The 18,760-nt window shown below is 63.4% G+C and carries 13 protein-coding genes; 10 read left to right on the forward strand and 3 right to left on the reverse strand.

Annotated features, from left to right (window positions below; all coding sequences use genetic code 11):
- Positions 1–19: 19 nt before the first annotated feature.
- Together mnmG and CAL29_RS30515 are read right to left on the reverse strand one after the other, a co-directional pair.
- Positions 20–1,936 (reverse strand): tRNA uridine-5-carboxymethylaminomethyl(34) synthesis enzyme MnmG, encoded by a 1,917-nt coding sequence (gene mnmG / locus CAL29_RS30510; RefSeq protein WP_094856578.1) that lies wholly within the window; start codon positions 1,934–1,936, stop codon positions 20–22.
- A gap of 2,400 nt (positions 1,937–4,336) precedes the next feature.
- Positions 4,337–4,543 (reverse strand): cold-shock protein, encoded by a 207-nt coding sequence (locus tag CAL29_RS30515; protein ID WP_094856579.1) that lies wholly within the window; start codon positions 4,541–4,543, stop codon positions 4,337–4,339.
- Between the two features lie 356 nt (positions 4,544–4,899).
- On the opposite strand from CAL29_RS30515, the gene CAL29_RS30520 reads away from it, so the two are divergent.
- The 3 genes from CAL29_RS30520 to CAL29_RS30530 all read left to right on the forward strand — a co-directional run bounded on the left by CAL29_RS30520 (position 4,900) and on the right by CAL29_RS30530 (position 9,087).
- Entirely contained in the window at positions 4,900–6,066 is a 1,167-nt protein-coding gene (locus CAL29_RS30520) for a pyridoxal phosphate-dependent aminotransferase (RefSeq protein WP_094856580.1), read from the forward strand.
- A 1,629-nt stretch (positions 6,067–7,695) separates the two neighbouring features.
- Positions 7,696–7,968, forward strand: a complete 273-nt coding sequence (locus CAL29_RS30525; RefSeq protein WP_179284234.1) for a DUF4148 domain-containing protein — start codon at positions 7,696–7,698, stop codon at positions 7,966–7,968.
- 543 nt (positions 7,969–8,511) lie between these two features.
- On the forward strand, positions 8,512–9,087 hold the full coding sequence (locus CAL29_RS30530) for an NADPH-dependent FMN reductase (RefSeq protein WP_094856582.1): 576 nt from the start codon (positions 8,512–8,514) through the stop codon (positions 9,085–9,087).
- A gap of 137 nt (positions 9,088–9,224) precedes the next feature.
- Here CAL29_RS30530 and mnmE read toward each other — a convergent pair whose 3' ends face one another.
- Positions 9,225–10,646, reverse strand: a complete 1,422-nt coding sequence (gene mnmE / locus CAL29_RS30535) for a tRNA uridine-5-carboxymethylaminomethyl(34) synthesis GTPase MnmE (RefSeq protein ID WP_094856583.1) — start codon at positions 10,644–10,646, stop codon at positions 9,225–9,227.
- A gap of 203 nt (positions 10,647–10,849) precedes the next feature.
- On the opposite strand from mnmE, the gene CAL29_RS30540 reads away from it, so the two are divergent.
- The 7 genes from CAL29_RS30540 (at position 10,850) to CAL29_RS30570 (ending at position 18,636) form a co-directional block, all read left to right on the forward strand.
- Positions 10,850–12,439 (forward strand): ABC transporter substrate-binding protein, encoded by a 1,590-nt coding sequence (locus CAL29_RS30540; RefSeq protein WP_094856584.1) that lies wholly within the window; start codon positions 10,850–10,852, stop codon positions 12,437–12,439.
- 78 nt (positions 12,440–12,517) lie between these two features.
- Complete coding sequence (locus CAL29_RS30545) at positions 12,518–13,492, forward strand: ABC transporter permease (RefSeq protein ID WP_094856585.1); 975 nt, start codon at positions 12,518–12,520, stop codon at positions 13,490–13,492.
- Entirely contained in the window at positions 13,489–14,526 is a 1,038-nt protein-coding gene (locus CAL29_RS30550; protein WP_094856586.1) for an ABC transporter permease, read from the forward strand. The genes CAL29_RS30545 and CAL29_RS30550 overlap by 4 nt, the downstream gene beginning before the upstream one ends.
- 2 nt (positions 14,527–14,528) lie before the next feature.
- Entirely contained in the window at positions 14,529–15,536 is a 1,008-nt protein-coding gene (locus tag CAL29_RS30555) for an ABC transporter ATP-binding protein (protein ID WP_094857008.1), read from the forward strand.
- A complete protein-coding gene (locus tag CAL29_RS30560; RefSeq protein ID WP_094856587.1) occupies positions 15,533–16,531 on the forward strand; it encodes an ABC transporter ATP-binding protein in 999 nt (332 codons plus the stop codon). Before CAL29_RS30555 ends, CAL29_RS30560 begins: the two co-directional genes overlap by 4 nt.
- Positions 16,532–16,576: 45 nt before the next feature.
- Complete coding sequence (locus CAL29_RS30565; RefSeq protein ID WP_094856588.1) at positions 16,577–17,437, forward strand: N-formylglutamate amidohydrolase; 861 nt, start codon at positions 16,577–16,579, stop codon at positions 17,435–17,437.
- On the forward strand, positions 17,434–18,636 hold the full coding sequence (locus CAL29_RS30570; RefSeq protein WP_094856589.1) for a M20 aminoacylase family protein: 1,203 nt from the start codon (positions 17,434–17,436) through the stop codon (positions 18,634–18,636). Before CAL29_RS30565 ends, CAL29_RS30570 begins: the two co-directional genes overlap by 4 nt.
- Positions 18,637–18,760 lie beyond the last annotated feature (124 nt).

The following is an 18,760-nucleotide window of genomic DNA, read 5'->3' on the forward strand; positions in this document are numbered from 1 at the left end:
GGTGCGCCATGCGAGGTATTCATGCGGCTTGCTTGCGCGAGCCGTAATGCAGGCGCTTGAGATGTATCAGCAGCAGCGAAATCGCCGCCGGCGTTACTCCGGAGATACGGGCCGCCTGGCCGATGTTTTCGGGACGGTGCGTCTTCAGCTTCTGCCGGACTTCGAAGGAGAGGCTGGTGACGGCGTCGTAATCGATGTCGGCGGGGATCGGTTGCTGTTCATGGGTGAGGTGCTTCTGCACCTCGTCCTGCTGGCGGGCGATATAGCCCGCGTACTTCACCTGGATCTCGATCTGCTGGGCGATCTCGGTATCCTCGACGCCGGGGCCCGCGAGCAGGCTGCCGTCGACATTCCGCGTGTCCATCAACTGGCGGTAGGACACGCCCGGCCGTTTCAACAGGTCTGATAGTGAGTACTCACGTTCAATTGCTTGGCCGAGCAGCGGCGTTGCGGCTTCGGACGGGAATATGCGCGGATTGACCCAGGTGGAGCGCAGGCGCTGTATTTCGGCTTCCACCGCATCGCGTTTACGATTGAATGCATCCCACCGCGCGTCATCGACCAGGCCCAGGCGCCGGCCTGTCTCGGTGAGCCGCAAATCCGCATTGTCTTCGCGCAGGCTGAGCCGGTATTCGGCGCGCGAGGTGAACATGCGATAGGGTTCGGTGACGCCGCGGGTAATCAGGTCGTCGGCCAACACGCCCAGATAGGCCTCGTCGCGGCGCGGCGTCCAGGATTCCTTGCCCAGGGCGGACAAGGCCGCGTTGACGCCGGCCAGCAGGCCTTGCGCCCCCGCTTCTTCGTAACCGGTGGTGCCGTTGATCTGGCCGGCGAAATACAGGCCGGAAATCGCGCGGGTTTCCAAGGTCGACTTCAATCCACGTGGATCGAAGTAGTCGTACTCGATGGCGTAGCCGGGCCGAAGAATGTGGGCGTTTTCCAGGCCGGGCAGAGAATGGATCAAATCCAGTTGAACGTCGAACGGCAGGCTGGTGGAGACGCCGTTCGGATAGACCTCGTGCGTATCCAGACCTTCGGGTTCGAGGAAGACCTGATGGCTGGCCTTGTCGGCGAAACGGTGGATCTTGTCCTCGATCGACGGGCAATAGCGCGGCCCCACCCCTTCGATGACGCCACTGTACATGGGCGAGCGATCGAGACCGCCGCGGATGATGTCGTGGGTGCGGCTGTTGGTATGCGTGATCCAGCAAGGCAGTTGCCGCGGGTGCAGGGCAGCCGAACCCATGAAGGAGAAAACCGGAATCGGGTCGAGATCGCCCGGCTGTTCCTCCAGCACGCTGTAGTCGATGCTGCGGCCGTCGATGCGCGGCGGCGTGCCGGTCTTGAGCCGGCCTTGCGGCAGCTTCAATTCCTTCAGCCGTTGGCCCAGGGAAATGGCCGGCGGATCGCCGGCGCGGCCGGCGGAGTAGTTCTGCAGGCCGACGTGAATCAGGCCGTTGAGAAAGGTGCCGGCCGTCAGCACCACCTTGCGTGCGAGGAACTTGAGACCGATCTGAGTCACCGCGCCGACCACGCGATCGCCTTCGACCATCAGGTCATCCACGGCCTGCTGGAACAGCCACAGATTGGCTTGGTTCTCCAGGCGGGTACGGATGGCCTTGCGGTAAAGCACCCGGTCGGCTTGGGCGCGGGTCGCGCGTACGGCGGGCCCCTTGGATCCGTTCAGGATGCGGAACTGGATACCCGCCTCGTCGGTGGCGATCGCCATGGCCCCACCCAGGGCGTCGATCTCCTTGACCAGATGTCCCTTGCCGATCCCGCCGATGGAGGGATTGCAGGACATCTGCCCCAGGGTCTCGATATTGTGGGTAAGCAGCAAGGTCTTGGCGCCGGCGCGGGCGGATGCCAGGGCGGCTTCCGTCCCGGCATGGCCACCGCCTACCACGATCACGTCGAACTCACGCGGATAATCCATTTTGCGAATCAGATAAAGAGCTGTAGGTGGAGATTATAAATTCGCTTGCGGGGAGCTTGCTATGTTTCACGTGAAACAGTGGGTGGAGCGTGACATGGTGGGAAGGTGGGCACTTTTAATGACCGCCCTACCCTGGCGTTACTTGCCGGAGAGGTCCGGGAGGTGTGCTGCCTAGCCTCGACTACGGATTTCTCTCCAGGCTTCGATCAAAGCAACCAGGTCCACACTAGTCCGCCCTGATACACCCATACTCGTGGCCCTATCCAGTTGCCTGGCTCCTGGGTTGCCTAGGTCCCCGTTCAAACCTGATTACCTGGGCGACGCATCCTGAAGCCTGCCTATCCTCATGCTGTAGCCAAGTTATGAAGCTATGAACGCAAGTTAGGAATGGACCTGCGCGAATCTCCGTTCAGAGCCATAGGCAAGGTTTGTTTCACGTGGAACAATGCCACCGCGTCGCAGGCTTACTCCCATGGACGCCGCCGAGGGCACCATTAACGGAAGACGAATAGTAGCTATAGCGACCCGACGAAGACCGACGCCAAGGCAAAGGATGAATTCTAGCTGCCCCTGCCCCCGTATCCAAATTCCGGTTAAGGACCCAGGCCGTGGCGCCGCTTTGTGTTGCACGCCCCCTACACGTATGGATTCCTAGTAGCGGCTGGCCCGAAATTCGTACCGGCTGGTGCGTTGTCCCTCAGGCCAGCCCACGCGTGCCCTTGTCTACCAAGAGGCTTTCCGAGCTTCGTTCAACCGGATCGCAGGCTGGTTCTTTACGAAGGGCATGGAGGACAACCACGTGAGAGCTATATGGCAGCCCGATCCAGCCATGGGAATATGCGTTGGCACGTAAGGATTACTTAGCTCAGGAGCGGCCGGTGCACTGCCTCCCTGGCCCGAGTGATGATCTTCGGCGGATACTCTCGCTCTGACATGAAGAATAGGTGGCCTGGCCATGCGTCCTCGACCACCCTGGTCGTCGCCTATAAAAGACCGATTAGTAGATATCTCAGCCGCGATATACGCTGAAGTGCGCACCAGTGAACGTCCCCTCCCCTAAGACCGCTCACAGGTCGGCGGTAACCTCTCTCTCCCGCCAAAACCCTGAGGAACAGGGTGCACCAAGCCAGCAGCATGGTGGGACTAAGTAGCCACAAAGATCGCAGCGCCCCTGCCCATGACCAACATTCCCTTCGTGTGGATCGCTCGAGATCGTCCTCTCTTATGAAGAAGGGCGTCTTCTCATCAACGATGTTCCACGTGAAACATCAATGAGGTTCCCGGGAGCAGATCCCCCATCTATCTTCAGATGCTGCCTACAAGAGTAAAAGCCAAGCAAAGATAGGGAGGAGTCTTTTGATTTCCACCGATGCACAGGTGGGCGAGATAGAGAATCTTCGAACCCATGGCCACTGTGTCTCACCAGAGACGAACATTGAAGGGCACATGGTGACGGCATGCCGAAGCGCAGCTATACCATCGGCAATGGTGGGCGTACCGGACACAGGCCCCCGACCACGGAGCCCTCTTCCTTTCCCTGGCGTCGCCCCGACCAGGTGGGCGTTGGAAAGGCCAGTAGCAACCCCAGCGAAGATGAAGCGAGCGTCGGAGACACCTCAGAACATAGAAGCCCTCCCGGTCGATGTTCCACGTGAAACACTCAAGGAGATATCTTGGCGCCGAAAGGAATCGGCCACTCCGATCAAAAACATGCCGCATTCCATTCGCCAGCCAACGCGAGCCAGGCAATGCCCCTGGCTGGGATACCCCATCTCGGGAAGGGCTATAAAAAGCACGCCCCTTAACCTTCGCCTCAGCTCCCGAGCGGAACAAAGAAAGCCATAGCCTCGCAAAGACCGGCTCCCCTTAGCTTGTTTTCCCTGCGCCTGACGAGAAAGTAATCCACAGGCTGAAGCCAGGTTCGAAGCATCTGTGTACGCCACGGGAAAGACAGGCAAAAGCCTGGGGATAGTTTTGTGAATAACGCGGGCGCCAAGCTCGTCCCGGCGGACAGCTCGCCGTCGCTGCCCTGCTCTTCCATGGGTAAAAACGCCAAAGCCGGGGCAAAAATCGCCACGCTTTTACAAAAAAGCCTATAAAGATTACCCATCCGGCCCCGTCGCAAGGTTTTGCACAGGGTGGCAGTCGACCCAAAGATTAGTGCGCAAGCTGTGTATAACTACAGTCTGGGATAACTTGTGGAAGTGCGTTGGCAGGTCTCCCGGGCCAGGCGGCAAGCCCAGCCTGTCCTACGTTCCCCTGCAGTTACTCACATAGTTATGCACACGAATTCATAAAGCCCGCTGCCTCGTCCTCGGCGGCAATGAAAAAACGCCCCGGGCCGAGGGCCACGGAGCGTTTGGTGCCGGCAGACCCGGCGCGGGTAACGGATTACCCGGATTAGAGCGGACGGATCTCCGCCGCTTGGGGCCCCTTCGGGCCTTCCTTGACTTCGAATTCGACGTCCTGGCCTTCGTTCAGGCTGCGGTAGCCGCGGCCCTGAATTGCCGAGAAGTGGGCAAACACGTCCGTGCCACCCTCATCCGGCGTGATGAAACCATAGCCCTTGTCGGCGTTGAACCACTTCACTTTGCCCTTCATATACACACTTCCTCTAGAAACTCGGTACGGTAGGCGGTGTTATTCAAAAACTGCGTTTTTACCAACCGCAAGCGGCCATGCTTACTCCGACGCCCGCCGTGTCTCAGAGGTGGGCCGAGGTTCAGCGAAACGATAATGACGCCCGGCATGAATATCACTGCCGATCGAGCATACTCAGACGGCCCTGGCACGGACAACGTGCTGTTTACCCTTATGTGGCTTTTTTTCAACCTGCCACGCCAGCCGCATCGTCCGGCGCCGGCATTCTCCTCTCCAGGGCCGGCTCCGCAGCCCGCCGACACAAGGCCCGGGCAATGGTGGATACTTCATCCCACACGTCACAACCCCTACCGACACATCACATGATCCGATCCAAGTTGCCCGACGTGGGCACCACTATCTTCACCGTCATGAGCCGCCTGGCCCTGGAACACAAGGCGGTCAACCTGGGACAGGGATTCCCGGATTTCAATCCGGACCCGCGGCTGCTGAAGCTGGTCGACAAGGCCATGGCCGACGGCCACAACCAGTATCCCTATATGCCTGGCGTCGCTCCGCTGCGCGAAGCCATCGCCCGCAAGACCAAGGAGCTGTACGGCCACGCCTACGATCCGGAGACGGAAATCACCGTCACTAGCGGCGCGACCGAGGCCTTGATGGCCACGGTCCTGGCCGCGGTGGGTCCCGGCGACGAAGTGATCGTCATCGAGCCTTGCTACGACTCTTACCTGCCGTCCATCCGCCTCGCGGGCGCGACGGCGGTTCCGGTGCCGTTGCGCGCACCGACCGAGACCGATCCCTACTACCGCATCGACTGGCAGCGCGTGCGTGACGCCATCACGCCGAAAAGCCGCCTGCTGATGCTGAACTTCCCGCACAATCCCACCGGCGCCGTGCTGGACGAGCGCGACCTCGACGCGCTGGAGCAGATCGTCCGCGACACCGGCATCCTGCTGGTCTCCGACGAAGTCTATGAACACATCGTGTTCGATGGGAAACCCCACGCCAGCCTGGCGCGCCGTCCCTTGCTGGCCGAGCACGCCTTCGTCATTTCGTCCTTCGGCAAGACCTATCACACCACCGGCTGGAAGATCGGGTATTGCTGCGCGCCGCGCCAGTTGAGCCTGGAGCTGCGCAAGGTGCACCAGTTCATGGTGTTCACCGTTTCCTCGCCCATGCAATTCGCGCTGGCGGAGTTCATGAATGATCCCCAGCCCTACCTGGACCTGCCGGCGTTCTACCAGGCCAAGCGGGACAGGCTCAGCCAAGGCCTGGCCAAGACGCGCTTCAAGCCCTTGCCCAGCCCGGGCACCTTCTTCCTGATGGCGGACTATTCAGCCATGTCGGACCTGCCGGAGGCGGATTTCGCGCGTTGGCTGACGGTGGACCATGGCGTGACGGTTATCCCCATCTCCGCCTTCTATCAGCGGCCGGATGCGCCCGAGTCCAACCATCGGCTGGTCCGCTTCTGCTTTGCGAAGAAGGACGAGACGCTGGATGCCGCGCTGGAGAAACTGCAGCGCGTTTGACCGTGCAGGTACGCGGCCGGCCACTGGATCGTGGTCCGGCTGTGGATAAGCCTCCCTTCCCAAAAAGCCCCGTCGAGACGCCAGGAAGGCCTCGACGGGGCTTTTTCTTGCCTGGCGCGGATGGCCAGCTCAAGGAAAGGAAAAAGCGGCAGGGCAAGGCTTGGAAGCCTTGCCCTTCTTTTTTATCCCGGTTGCGCAAAAAAGCAGCAGCGCCCTCTTGGGTCTCCTCCCTCGCTCCTGGATATCCCGGGATAAACAGGCCATCGGATTGCGAAGGCGGCGGATCGGGTTGCCCCCGCAGTTCCGTTTTCCAGGTTGTTCACTTATCTTTTTTATATATAAAGACTAATGATGGATAAGGACTGTGGATAACTGCATCAACTCTGGAAATGCCCTGTTTTTCAAAACCTTGCACGCTTTTTTGCTTGTGCAGCATTCCTGTTTGGCGTGTGCACGGGAGTTGAGCAACTTTTCGGTTCGCCATCGAAAGGGGTGTTTATGCCTGTACGGTCCACACGCTGTGCACAAGTGCGCTACTTAGTGCTTATCCACAGGCCATCGCATGGTTGGCGGCCCGAAGTCGCGGCATGTCTGTGAACATCCTGGGTTTGCCGGCGAAAAAGTGGCCGATCCATCGCGCAAGCGGCACTGGCGTCCTTTGCCGGACGCCAGTTGTCCACCGCCGGTCTCGTTTGGAGTCCGGATTGCTGTACAGCAATCCCGCGAGAGCGCGTGCACGGCGTGGATAAGCCAGGCCTGAAGCAAGGATGACAAGGGCTCTTTGTACGCGGAACGCCCTGTTTTTTCCGTGTTCTGTGGATAAGGGAGCGGGAGCTTCCCTCTGCGACGCCGAAAACGCGCATTTAGTGAGCACGCGAGATCGCCGTCCGCCGATTTCCGGGGATTGCCGGCTGGCCTGGATGGCACACAGGCCAGTTATCCACGCGCAGGCGCGTTTTTCGTGGACCGAGCGTACATCCTTTCACCTCACCGCCCTCTTTCGAGCGTCACGGACCGGCTATGCAGTTCGCAGCGCTGTTCGTTTCCGGGAAACCTCCGTGTTTCGAAGGGATGGCCGGCCTTCACCGGCGTTAGTCCGTCCCCTAAATTCATACCTGATCTCTTTTTCTATGGGCAAGCTCGCGTGGAGACAGGGAAAGAATGTTTTCACACCTTCTTTTCTATATAAAAAGAATGATTATGGTGGGTGTCTGTGGATAACTGCATCAACCCTGAAAAACTTTTAGATTTCATGGGCTTGCACGCTTTTCGGCATGTGGAGCAGGTCTGTTTTGGCGCCTGCACAACGTTGAGCAACTTTCGGGGAAGGCCCCGAAAGGACCTTTTGTCCAGATTCCTTCCACACCGTGTGCACAAGTCCGCTGCTTAGAGCTTATCCACAGCACTTTTGCCCGCCGCTTGCTCTGCTGTCACGCTGTCGGCCGACCCAAAAAGAGGCTCAATCGTCCGAACCAGCCAGCTATTAGTCGTTGTTTTGGATAAATATTTTTCAATAGCCAGGGTTTATCCCGGGATCCGCCGGGCGCACTATGTCGTCCATGGAGAAACGGTTCAGCAGGCATGCGGTGGGTACCGCTCCCTGGACCGACCAGACGAAGGGAGTTTGAAATGAAGATCCTAGCTAGCACTGTTCTTGTTTCCCTGGCCATGATTGCCGGCGCCGCCCAAGCGGCCACCCCGGTGAGCGATACCGACAACCTTCCCTTCCAGGGAAGCTATGGCCAAGCCGATGAAGGCGTCAGCCGCGCCCAGGTGCAAGCCGAGCTCGAGCAAGCCAAGGCTGCCGGCATCGACATGCTGGGCGATATCGACAACGCCGCTTTTCAGCAAAACGTGAAGGTCAGTGAAGGCGACGACACCGGCCGCACCGAATTCGCGTGATCCACACCTGAGTGATGTGATGCAAGGACGGCGTACAAACAGAACTCGATGACGCCGAGAATTGACTAAGCCCCGCGGATAGCGGGGCTTTTTTTCGTCGCCAAAATGCCGCCGGCGTGCCTGGGGAAAACCTTGGGGAAAAGCCTGGGGACAGGCGCGGGACAGGCTGTGGAAACCCAGGGGAGATCCCTGGGGAAAAGGTGTGGGGAAACCTGTGAAAACCTTGTGGATTCCCTGGGGGAAAATGGCTGAAATCCGTGGAAAACCAGGCTTTCGTACAAGGCTGTCATGGTGGTTTTCCAGAGGGAAAAGCTGCTTCACAGGACGTTTCCGTGTTCTGGCGAGGCGAGCTGGCAGGACGTTTTCTAGCGACCGCGTTTCTGGATCGCACTTTTCGTGGGCGACGGCATTGTCGGATTGCTGATCTGGCAATAATGAAACCCGGATTTGCGCCTTTATTTTAAAAAGTGGAACTCCTAGAATTGCGGCATTGCGTCAAATGGCGCGCCATCCCGCTGCCGCTTTTTCCTCAGGAACGATTCCATGTCCGCCAAACCCCGCCTCAACGTCATCATCGCCAGCACCCGCCCCGGCCGCGTCGGTCCCGCCTTCGCGCAGTGGTTCCATGAAGCCGCCGTGGTGCACGGCAAGTTCGACGTCCAACTGGTCGATCTCGCCGACTTCAAGCTGCCGGTGATGGATGAGCCCAACCACCCGCGCATGCAGAAGTACACGCACGAGCACACCCGCAAGTGGTCCGCCAGCGTGGCCAGCGCCGATGCTTTCGTCTTCGTCACGCCGGAATACAACTTCAACGCGCCGCCGTCATTGCTCAACGCGCTGCAGTACCTCTACAACGAGTGGAACTACAAGCCCGCCAGCTTCGTCAGCTACGCCCACGCCTCCGGCGGCCTGCGCGCCGTGCAGGAACTCAAGCCGCTGCTGAACACCTTGAAGATCGTGCCCCTGAACGAACAGGTCATGGTGCCCAACTTCCCCCAGACCCTGGACGAGAACGGCAAGTTCCAGCCCACCCAACTGCACGCCGACGCCGCCAAGGTCGCGCTCGACGAACTGCTGCGCTGGACCGATGCGTTGAAGACGCTGCGCGCGGCCTGATCAGGCCTGCGCGGACACAAGCGCGCGCATGGTCGTGAGAACGTTCCAGAGCCATGTCGCGCGCTTGTTGGCGCTCAGGCTACCGCGTATCGCGCGGTAGTTCTTTCGCTTGCTGGCGCACCTTGCCAGCCCACGCCTCACTTCCCAATACAAAAACTCGAAAATATCTCCCCCAGCAAATCATCGCTGGTGAATCGCCCCGTGATGCTCCCCAGGCTGTCATGCGCCAGGCGGAGTTCTTCGGCGAAGAGATCGAGCACGCGGTCGTCCAGGGCGGCGTGTTCGGTGGCGAGTTGGAGGTGATCGGCGGCGTCCTGCAAGGCGCGCAGGTGGCGTTCGCGCGCCAGCCAGGGGGATTCGCCGCCGGGGTTCCAGCCGGCGATGTCGAGCAGCGTGTTGCGCAGGCCGTCCAGGCCGGCGCCGGTCTTGGCGGAGATCCGTAGCGTTTCACCGATGCCGCCATGCCGGCCCCGCGGGTCGCCGGCGCCGCCTGCCACCGCGATGGGGACGATGCCCGTGGCCGGGTCGCCCGCCATCTCCAGGTCGATCTTGTTCACCACCTTCACCACCGGCACGCCGCGCGGCAGTTTTTCCGCGATGCCGGCGTCCATCTTTTCGTCCGGCGCGCCGGCATCGACGAGATGCAAGATGACATCCGCCTTGGCGATTTCCTGCCAGGTGCGGCTGATGCCTATCTTCTCCACCGGATCGTCGGTCTCGCGCAGGCCCGCCGTGTCGACCACGTGCAGCGGCACGCCTTCGATATGGATTTCCTGCACGACCTTGTCCCGCGTGGTGCCGGCGATCGGCGTGACGATGGCGACCTCGTCGCCCGCCAGCGCGTTGAGCAGGCTGGACTTGCCGACGTTGGGCCGGCCGGCCAGGACGACGTGCAGGCCTTCGCGCAGGATGACGCCCTGGCGGGTCTGCGCGATGATGGCGTCGAGCTCGTCGCGCAAGCCTTGCAGCAGCGGACGCGCCTGGTATTTCTCCAGGAAATCGATCTCTTCCTCGGGGAAATCCAGCGTGGCCTCGACCAGCATGCGCAAGTGCACGATGCGGTCCGCCAACGCCGTGACGCGCTGCGAGAACACGCCGGACAGCGAGGCCATGGCGCCACGCGCGGCCGCGTCCGAGGTGGCCTCGATCAGGTCGGCGACGGCTTCGGCCTGGGCCAGGTCCATGCGGTCGTTGAGAAAGGCCCGCTGCGTGAATTCGCCCGGCTCGGCCAGCCGCATGCCCAGTTCGGCGCCCACGCGCAGGCAAAGATCCAGCACGCGCCGCAGCACGGCGGGCCCGCCGTGCCCTTGCAGTTCGAGCACGTCCTCGCCCGTGTAGGAATGCGGCGCCGGAAAGAACAGCGCCAGCCCCTCGTCCAGCACTTCGCCGTCCGTTGCCCGGAAGGGCAACAGGTGCGCGTGGCGCGGCGTGAGATCGCGCTGGAACAAGGCGCGCACGAAGCCGCCCAGCTCCCGCCCGGAGACGCGCACGATGCCTACGCCCCCCCGCCCGGGAGCGGTGGCGATGGCGGCGATGGGGGCGTAAGCTAATGGGGACATATAACGATCAGAAAGGGACGGCGATACGCAATAAGGGAATATAACGGGTTGCGCCTGCTTCGTTTCCTCCGTATGTTGCGCCGTATACAAGCGAAGCCGGGCCACGAGCCTGTCCGCTTCGGATTCGGATCCAGGCGCCGCGGTTCCGGGCGCCAAGGTCACGCACCGGGTCTCATATCTCTATAAAACAAGGGAGCGTTCCAATGTCGACTCGCTTTACCCGTGTCATCGCCGGCGGCGCGGCCGCGCTGGTGCTGGCCTTCACCGCAAGCGGCGCCGCCATGGCGCGCGACCTGATCATCGGTCTGAAGAGCGAACCCAGCTCGATGGACCCGCAATATCATTCGCTCACCCCCAATACGCAGATCGCCGAGACCATCTTCGATCCGCTGGTGCGCACGGACAGCCAGCTCAAGCCGGAACCCGCGCTGGCGGCGTCCTGGACGGTGGACGGCAACGTCTGGACCTTCAAGCTGCGGCCCGACGTGAAGTTCTCCGACGGCACGCCGCTGACCGCGGAAGACGTGGTGTTCACCTATGACCGCGTGCCCAAGGTGCCCAATAGTCCTTCGCCTTTCACCCTGTACCTGAAGGACGTGGCCAAGACGGAAGCGGTGGATGCCCACACGGTGCGCATCACCACCAAGGCGGCCGCGCCCGCCTTGCTGCCCAATCTGTCGCAACTGCCCATCCTGTCGAAGAAGGCCGCTTCCGGTCCCGCCCCCGAGGGCAAGACGACCACCGAACTTAACGCCGGCGACGGCCTGATCGGCACCGGTCCCTACAAGTTCGTGTCGTGGAAGCGCGGCGCCGAGATCGTGCTGGCGCGCAACGACAACTACTGGGGCAAGAAGCCGCTGTGGGACAAGGTCGTCTATCGTCCGATGAGCAACGCCGCGAGCCGCGTGGCCGCGCTGCTGGCGGGCGACGTCGACCTGATCGAGGATCCCCCGACCGACGACCTGCCCAAGCTGAAGGCCGACAAGAAGCTGCACATCGAGGAAACCCCCTCGGTGCGCGTGATGTACGTGGCCATGGACCAGTACGCCGAGCCCAGCCCCGGCATTACCGGCACCAACGGCAAGAATCCGCTGAAGGACAAGCGCGTGCGCGAGGCGCTGTCGCTGGCCATCAATCGCCAGGCCCTGGTGGACCGCGTGATGGGCGGCGTCGCGCTGCCCGCCGGCAACCTGCTGCCCTACCCGATGTTCGGCGCGTCCAAGGAGCATTCCAAGGCGCCCAAGGCCGATCTGGACAAGGCCAAGGCCCTGCTCAAGGAAGCCGGCTACCCGGACGGCTTCGGCATTACGCTGGGCGCGCCCTCCGGCCGCTACGTCAACGACGCCAAGGTGGCGCAGGCCATCGCGTCGATGTGGACGCGCGTCGGCGTGAAGACCAACGTGGATGCCTCCGCGCCGCCGGTCTTCTTCAAGAAGCGCGACTCGTACGAATACAGCGCCTACCTGGCGGGCTGGTCGGTGACCAGCGGCGAGATGTCCAATGCGCTGGGTTCCCTGCTGATCACGCCCGATCCCAAGGCAGGCCTGGGCACCACCAACCGCGGCCGTTATTCGAACGCCTCGGTGGACGCGCTGTTCAAGCAAGGCATCTCGACCATGGACGACGCCAAGCGCGCCGAGCTGCTGGGCAAGGCCGCCGATACCGCCATGGACGACTACGCCGCGCTGCCGGTGCATTTCGAGCTGTCGGTGTGGGCCATGAAGAGCGATCTGCGCTACCAGGGCCGCGCCGACCAGATGACGCTGGCGCAGAACGCGACCATCAAGCCCTGATGGCCGCGGCCGGCGGGTCATGGCGTTGCGCGCCGCGACCCGCCCCGTCCTGAACCGCGACGAAGCGAGCCTGCCGACGTGTTAGCAACAATCATCCGTCGCCTGCTGCAGACCGTCGTCGTCATGTTCGTCATGTCGGCGCTGGTCTTCGGCGGCATCTACATGGTGGGCGACCCCATCGCCATGATGGCCAGCCCCGACGCCACCGAGGCGCAACGCGAGGCCATCCGCCAGTCGCTGGGCCTGAACCTGCCCGTGTGGCATCAGTACCTGATCTTCATCGGCAAGGCCATCCATGGCGACTTCGGCAACAGCTTCCTGACCGGCGAGCCGGCCATGAAGCTGATCCTCGACCGCGCGCCGGCGACGCTGGAGCTGGCCGTGGTGGCGATGGCGATCTCGCTGCTGGTGGGGATTCCGCTGGGCATACGCGCGGGGCTCAAGCCCAAGGCGGTGAGTTCACGCGCCATCATGACCGGTTCGGTGCTGGGCTTTTCCCTGCCCAATTTCTGGGTCGGCCTGATGCTCATCATGGTGTTCGCCGTGACGCTGGGCTGGCTGCCGGCCAGCGGCCGCGGCCCGACGGTGGCGCTGGGCCCGGTACGCCTGAGCGTGCTGACACTCGGCGGCTGGGCCAGCCTGATCCTGCCGGCGACGACCATCGCGCTGGCCAAGTGCGCCACCATCATCCGTGTCACGCGCGCGGCCACGCGCGAAGCGCTGCCCATGGACTACATCAAGTTCGCGCGCGCCAAGGGCCTGTCCGAACGGCGCGTGCTCAGCGTGCATCTGCTGAAGAACATCCTGATTCCCATCGTCACGGTCGGCGGGCTGGAATTCGGCCAGGTGGTGGCCTTCGCGGTGGTGACGGAGTCGGTGTTTTCCTGGCCCGGCATGGGCAAGCTGTTGATCGATTCGATCATCACCCTGGACCGCCCCGTGGTGGTGGCCTACCTGCTGTTGATCGTGTTTTTCCTGGTGATGTTGAACCTGGTGGTCGACATCGTCTATACGGTGCTGGACCCGCGCGTCCGGCTGGATGGCCGCCGATGACCCCGTCTTCCAATCCGCCGCCCGACCTCCCCGGCGCGCCGCAAGGCGTGGCGCCCGACGCCGTGCGGGAAGCGGCGCGCTATGCCTCGCAAAGCCCTTTGCACGGCGCCGCCGGCGAGGCGGCCCTGCCCGCCGCCGCCGCGCCTTCGACCGTCAAGGAAGCCGGTCCGTGGCGCCGTTTCCTCGGCGATTTCTTCGCCAGCAAGCTGGCGGTGCTGGGCCTGGTGCTGATCGTCGTCATGGTGGGCTCCGCCCTGCTGGCGCCGTGGATCGCGCCGCAGAATCCCTACGATATCGGCACGCTGGACATCTCCGATGCCAAGCTGGCGCCCGGCAGCGCCAATATGGACGGGACCATGACCTACTGGCTGGGGACCGACGGGCAGGCGCGCGACGTTCTTTCGGCCATTCTCTATGGCATGCGCACCAGCCTGCTGGTGGGTTGCGTGTCGGTTTTCTTCGCCTTCGTGATCGGCGCGGCGGTGGGACTGGCGGCGGCCTATTTCGGCGGCCGCCTGGACGCCCTGCTGATGCGCATCGCGGACATACAACTGTCCTTTCCTTCCATCCTGGTGGCGTTGATCTTGCTGTCCATCCTCGGCTCGGGCGTGGACAAGGTGATCATTTCGCTGATCGTGGTGCAGTGGGCCTACTTCGCGCGCGCGGCGCGCGGCGCCGCGCTGGTCGAGCGCGGCAAGGAGTACGTGGAAGCGGCGCGCTGCATGTCGCTGGGCTGGGGCCGCATCCTGTGGCGCCATCTGCTGCCCAACTGCATGCCGCCGCTGATCGTCATCGCCACCATCGACCTGGCGCACGCGATCGCGCTGGAGGCGACGCTGTCTTTCCTGGGCGTCGGCGTGCCGGTGACGCAGCCCTCGCTGGGCATGCTCATCTCCAACGGCTTCGAATACCTGCTGTCCGGCCGCTACTGGATTTCCTTCTTCCCCGGCATCGCGCTGGCCATCACCATCATCGGCATCAACCTGGTGGGCGACCACCTGCGCGACGTGCTCAATCCACGGAACGCGCAATGACCATGACGACGCAAGCGACCGCTTCGCCCGCGCCCGCCGCGGCCATTCTCGACGTCGCCGGCCTGCAGACGCATTTCTTCACGCGCGCCGGCGTGGTGAAGGCGGTCGACGGCGTCGACCTGCGGCTGGAAGCGGGCGAGATCCTGGGCCTGGTGGGCGAGTCCGGTTCGGGCAAGAGCATCACGGGCTTCTCGCTGATCGGCCTGATCGACGAACCCGGCCGCGTGGTGGGCGGCAGCATCCGCTTCGACGGCCAGGAATTGCGCGAGGCCACGCCGGAACGGTTGCGCAGCCTGCGCGGACGCGACATCGCGATGATCTTCCAGGATCCGATGATGACGCTCAACCCGGTGCTGCGCGTCGACACGCAGATGATCGAGGCCATCCGCGCGCATCGCAACGTGAGCAAGGACGAGGCGCGGCGGCGCGCGCGCGAGGTCCTGTCGATGGTCGGCATCCCCGCGCCGGACGAGCGGCTGCGCGCCTATCCGCACCAGTTGTCCGGCGGCATGCGCCAGCGCGTGGCCATCGCCATCGCGTTGCTCAATTCGCCGCGCCTGGTCATCGCCGACGAACCGACCACCGCGCTGGACGTGACCATCCAGGCGCAGATTCTCTACGAAGTGCAGAAGCTGTGCCGCGAGACCGGCACCGCGCTCATCTGGATCACCCACGACCTGGCGGTGGTGTCCGGCCTGGCCGACCGCATCGCCGTGATGTACGCCGGCCGCGTGGTGGAGACGGGCAGCACGGCGGAAATCATCGAGCACCCGCTGCATCCGTATACGCGCGGCCTGATGGCCTCCATTCCCACGCCCGCCACGCGCGGCCACGACCTGGCTTCGATTCCCGGCATGACGCCTTCGCTGCTGAAGTTGCCGGAAGGCTGCGCCTTCCGCACGCGCTGTCCGCGCGCCACCGAAACCTGTACCAAGGCGCCCGACGCCGTCGAGTGGCGGCCTGCGCACTGGGTGCGCTGCTGGCATGCCGGCGAGGAGGCGATGCCATGAGCGTGGATCCCATCCTGTCGCTGCGCGGCGCGGAAATGCGCTTCAGCCAGAATATCGATCTGGCCGGCCGCATCGCCAATCTTTTCGGCGCGGGCCTGCGCAAGAGCGAGGTGCACGCGGTGGCCGGCGTCGACCTGGAGGTGCTGCCGGGCGAGGTCATCGGCATCGTCGGCGAGTCGGGCTGCGGCAAGTCGACGCTGGGCCGCATCATCGCGGGCATCCTGCGCCCCAGCGGCGGCGAGGTGAGCTACCGCGGCAAGACGGTGGCGTCGATGGCGGAAAGCGAGCGGCGCGCGTACGAGCTGGGCGTGCAGATGATCTTCCAGGACCCCTACGCATCGCTCAATCCGCGCATGCGGGTGGAGGACATCATCGGCGAGGCGCCGGTGGTGCATCGCATCATTCCGGCGCGCGAGAAAAAGGCCTACGTCGCACAGTTGATGAGCCAGGTCGGGCTGGATCCGGCCTACGCCCAGCGCTACCCCCATCAATTCTCCGGCGGCCAGCGCCAGCGCATCGGCATCGCCCGCGCCCTGGCGCTCAAGCCCAGGGTCATCGTCTGCGACGAGGCCGTGGCGGCGCTGGACGTGTCCATCCAGGCGCAGGTCCTCAATCTTTTCGCGCATTTGCGTCGGGAACTGGATCTGACGTATCTTTTCATCAGCCATAATCTCGGGGTGGTGGGGCATATCTCGGACCGCGTGGCCATCATGTACCTGGGCCGCATCGTCGAGATCGCCGGTACGGAGCAGATCTTCAAGGGCGCCAACCATCCCTATACGCAGGCGCTGCTTAAGGAGTTGCCGACGCTGAATGCGCAGCGGCGCAGTTTCCAGCCCATCAAGGGGGAACTGCCGTCGCCGCTGGCGCCGCCGCCGGGCTGCACCTTCCATCCCCGCTGCCCGCGGGCCATGGAACGTTGCCGCCAGGAGCGGCCGCTGCTGCGCACGATCGCGCCCGGCCATGTCAGCGCCTGCCATTTGAACGACACCTAGTACTCGCGGCCGGACGCCTGCCGCATCGTTGCCAACGGACTTTCCATGCAGACCAGCGACCAGCCCTTTGCCCCATACGTTCGCCACGCGCCGCGCGGCGAACCCCTGCCCCTGGTCTGTGACTCGCCCCATAGCGGACGGATCTATCCGGCCGACTTCGGCTATGCGCTGGCGGCGCCGCTGTTGCGCAGCGGCGAGGACACCCACGTCGACGAACTCTGGCGCGGCATCCCCGACGTCGGCGGCACGCTGATCTGCGCGCAATTCCCGCGCACTTATATCGATCCGAACCGCGAGCCCGACGACATCGAGCCCGCCCTGTTGGAAAGCCCGTGGCCCGGCGCGATCAATCCGACGGAAAAGAGCCGCATCGGCCACGGCCTGATCTGGAGCAAGGCCGCCGGCCAGCCTATCTATGCGCGCAAGCTCGGCGTCGCCGAAATCCAGCATCGCATCGACGCCTATCACCAGCCCTATCACGCGGCGCTGGGCCAGGACATCGAAGCCGCCTATCGCCGTTTCGGCGCGGTCTGGCACCTGAACCTGCACTCCATGCCATCCAATTCCTACGAGGCGCTACAGATCGAGAGCGATCGCCCCCTGGCGGACTTCGTGCTGGGCGACCGCGACGGCACCACCTGCGATCCGGAACTGGTCGACGTCGTGCAGGCGTCGCTGGAAGCCAGCGGCTACACGGTGGCGCGCAACGATCCCTTCAAGGGCGTGGCGCTGATCGCGCGCCTGGGCAAGCCCGCGCAGCGCCGCCACAGCCTCCAGATAGAGATCCATCGCAAACAGTACATGAACGAACAGACGTTCGAGAAGAACGAACGCTTTCCGGCCTTGCAGGCCGCCCTGACCAAGGCGACGCGCGACGTCGCCCTCTACATCCAAAGGCAATTATGAAAACCATCGCAGAAATCGAGCGCGCCGCCGGCGACCTGACGGCAATACGACGGGACATCCACGCGCATCCCGAAACCGCTTTCGAGGAAACCCGCACCTCGGCTCTGGTGGCCGAGAAGCTGCGCGGCTGGGGCATCGAAGTGCACACCGGCTTCGGCAAGACCGGCCTGGTGGGCGTGCTGCGCAACGGCGACAGCAAGAAGGCGATAGGCCTGCGCGCGGATATGGACGCCTTGCCGATGCCGGAGCACAACCGCTTCGGCCATGCCTCGACGGTGTCGGGCAAGATGCACGGCTGCGGCCATGACGGCCACACCACCATGCTGCTGGGCGCGGCGCAATACCTGGCCGAGCATCGCAATTTCGACGGCACCGTGCACTTCATCTTCCAGCCCGCCGAGGAAAACGGCAACGCCGGCGCGCGCGCGATGATGCAGGACGGCCTGTTCGAGAAATTTCCCTGTGACGCCGTCTTCGGCATCCACAACATGCCCGGCATGCCGGTGAACCAATTCGGCTTCCGCGCCGGGCCGGCGATGGCGTCGAGCAACCGCTTCACCATCACCGTCAAGGGCGTGGGCGGCCATGCCGCGCAGCCGCACAAGTCGGTGGACACCATCGTCATCGCGTCGGAGATGGTGGGCGTGTTGCAGACGGTGGTGTCGCGCAACAAGGATCCGCTGGATTCCGCCGTGCTCTCGGTGACCCAGATCCATGCCGGCGACGCCTTCAACGTCATCCCCAGCGAGGCGGTCATCCGCGGCACGGTGCGCACCTACACCACCGAGGCCCTGGACACCATCGAGGACGCGATCCGCCGCATCGCCACCACCTTGCCGCAGGTCTACGGCGGCACGGGCGAACTGGACTTCATCCGCGCCTATCCGCCGCTGGTGAACTGGGAAAAGGAAACGGCCTTCGCGGCCCAGGTGGCCGAGGCGACCTTCGGCAAGGAGAACGTCGATACCAATATCCCGGCCTTCATGGGCGCGGAGGATTTTTCCTTCTACCTGGAAGCGGTGCCGGGGGCCTATCTGTTCCTGGGCAATGGCGACGGCGGCCATCGCCAAGCGCAATACGAAGGCATGGGACCGTGCATGCTGCACAACCCGAACTACGACTTCAACGATGCCTTGCTGCCGGTGGGCGCGACGTATTGGGTCAAGCTGGTCGAGGCTTTCCTGGCCAAGGCGGGTTGATCGTCCGGCCGCGGTCCCGACCCCGGCCATGACTGTTCAGGCGCGGCGGCGCCGGTCCCTGCCGGCCCGCCCTCGCCCGCCCGGACGAGGGCGCTTCGCGGGCTATATAAGTTCCCGATCTGAA

The sequence above is a fragment of the Bordetella genomosp. 10 genome (genome assembly GCF_002261225.1).
Lineage (GTDB): Bacteria > Pseudomonadota > Gammaproteobacteria > Burkholderiales > Burkholderiaceae_B > Bordetella_C.

Coding starts and splice junctions, on each gene's coding strand:
- CAL29_RS30570 (WP_094856589.1), top strand. CDS start 17,434: ATGAAAACCATCGCAGAAATCGAGCGCGCCGCCGGCGACCTGACGGCA.
- CAL29_RS30540 (WP_094856584.1), top strand. CDS start 10,850: ATGTCGACTCGCTTTACCCGTGTCATCGCCGGCGGCGCGGCCGCGCTG.
- CAL29_RS30555 (WP_094857008.1), top strand. CDS start 14,529: ATGACGACGCAAGCGACCGCTTCGCCCGCGCCCGCCGCGGCCATTCTC.
- CAL29_RS30525 (WP_179284234.1), top strand. CDS start 7,696: ATGAAGATCCTAGCTAGCACTGTTCTTGTTTCCCTGGCCATGATTGCC.
- CAL29_RS30530 (WP_094856582.1), top strand. CDS start 8,512: ATGTCCGCCAAACCCCGCCTCAACGTCATCATCGCCAGCACCCGCCCC.
- mnmG (WP_094856578.1), bottom strand. CDS start 1,936: ATGGATTATCCGCGTGAGTTCGACGTGATCGTGGTAGGCGGTGGCCAT.
- CAL29_RS30565 (WP_094856588.1), top strand. CDS start 16,577: ATGCAGACCAGCGACCAGCCCTTTGCCCCATACGTTCGCCACGCGCCG.
- CAL29_RS30550 (WP_094856586.1), top strand. CDS start 13,489: ATGACCCCGTCTTCCAATCCGCCGCCCGACCTCCCCGGCGCGCCGCAA.
- CAL29_RS30560 (WP_094856587.1), top strand. CDS start 15,533: ATGAGCGTGGATCCCATCCTGTCGCTGCGCGGCGCGGAAATGCGCTTC.
- mnmE (WP_094856583.1), bottom strand. CDS start 10,646: ATGTCCCCATTAGCTTACGCCCCCATCGCCGCCATCGCCACCGCTCCC.
- CAL29_RS30520 (WP_094856580.1), top strand. CDS start 4,900: ATGATCCGATCCAAGTTGCCCGACGTGGGCACCACTATCTTCACCGTC.